Source organism: Streptomyces sp. NPDC041135, assembly GCF_055592085.1.
The window spans coordinates 1-1,217 of the sequence record NZ_JBVIYZ010000108.1 but is presented as its reverse complement, the minus strand read 5'-3'; the positions used below and the strand labels follow the sequence as shown (position 1 = coordinate 1,217).

Here is a 1,217-nt window from a genome sequence, read left to right as displayed (position 1 = left end):
CCACCTGCCGCAACGTGAGGTTCGTGCGCCAGTACGTCGCCACCAGCAACACCCGGTCCTCGAGCGACAGCCGCCACGGCCGGCCACGCTGAATGTCGCCACCTCGGCGCCGTACCAGTGCCACCAGCCTCGCGAACTGCACCTCGGTCAGACCCGCAAACGGCTCGATCCACTTCGGATCATCTGCTGAGATCACCCTACCCATGCCCGACCAACGCACCAACCCTCCCACCGGTTACGGGACAACCTTTAAAAGGGTGTTGCAGAAGGCCGGGAACTGGGCATCTGCGTTGTATGGCTGGGGTGTTGAGGGCCGAGCGCGTGTGGATTGAGACCTTCACCGGGTTACGCACGGACCAGTTCGGTCGGTTGCTGAAAGCGGTCCGGGAACGTGGTGGCGAGGGCCGCGGGTGGGGTCGTCCGTGGCGGCTTCGGCTGGCCGAGCGGGTGCTGCTGGTGGCCGTGTACTACCGCACGAATCTCACCATGCGGCAGCTCGCCCCGCTGTTCGGCGTCTCACCGGCGACTGTGTGCCGGGTGATCCAGCGCCTCGGCCCGCTCCTCGCACTCGAGCCGGCACGAGCCCCCGCCGATGCAGCCGAGCGGCTGTGGATCGTGGACGGCACGCTCATCCCGGTCCGCGACCGCAACGTCGGAGCGTCTTCGCGTAACTACCGGTTCTCGGCGAACGTGCAGGTCATCGTGGACGCGGAGACCCGCCTGGTGGTGGCGACCGCCCGTCCGGTGCCCGGCAACACGGCGGACGCGAAAGCCTGGCGGAACTCCGGCCTGGCTGCACACTGCGAAGGTGTGACGGTCCTGGGTGACGGCGCCTACATCAACACTGGCCTGATCGTCCCGCACCGCAAACGCCCCGGGCGCCCCCTGCTGAAAGGCGAGGAAGAGGACAACGCACAGCACCGCAGGGTTCGCGCCCGCGTCGAGCACACCTTCTCCCGCATGAAGAACTACAAGATCCTCCGCGACTGTCGGCAACGCGGCGACGGCCTCCACCACGCCGTCCAGGCCGTCGCCCGCATGCACAACCTCGCCCACGCCGCATGACCGCCCACGCCCAGACACCGCTTCGGCCTGCGTGATCACGGCCTTCTGCAACACCCTTTACGAGCTCGTGCACGGTAGGCGGTGAGGCGTCGAGTTCTCAATCGTCGATCATGGTCATGTGGTGGGGAACGCGTTTCGTGAAGTGATCGTCA

General features: G+C 66.9%; 2 protein-coding genes. One reads left to right on the top strand and one right to left on the bottom strand.

Features of this window, described 5'->3' with window-relative positions; all coding sequences use genetic code 11:
* The coding region (locus ACZ6CZ_RS38085; RefSeq protein WP_469030704.1) for a transposase family protein at positions 1 to 205 on the bottom strand (205 nt) is incomplete at its 3' end.
* Between the two features lie 89 nt (positions 206 to 294).
* On the opposite strand from ACZ6CZ_RS38085, the gene ACZ6CZ_RS38080 reads away from it, so the two are divergent.
* Complete coding sequence (locus tag ACZ6CZ_RS38080; RefSeq protein WP_469030702.1) at positions 295 to 1,065, top strand: transposase family protein; 771 nt, start codon at positions 295 to 297, stop codon at positions 1,063 to 1,065.
* Positions 1,066 to 1,217: the final 152 nt, after the last annotated feature.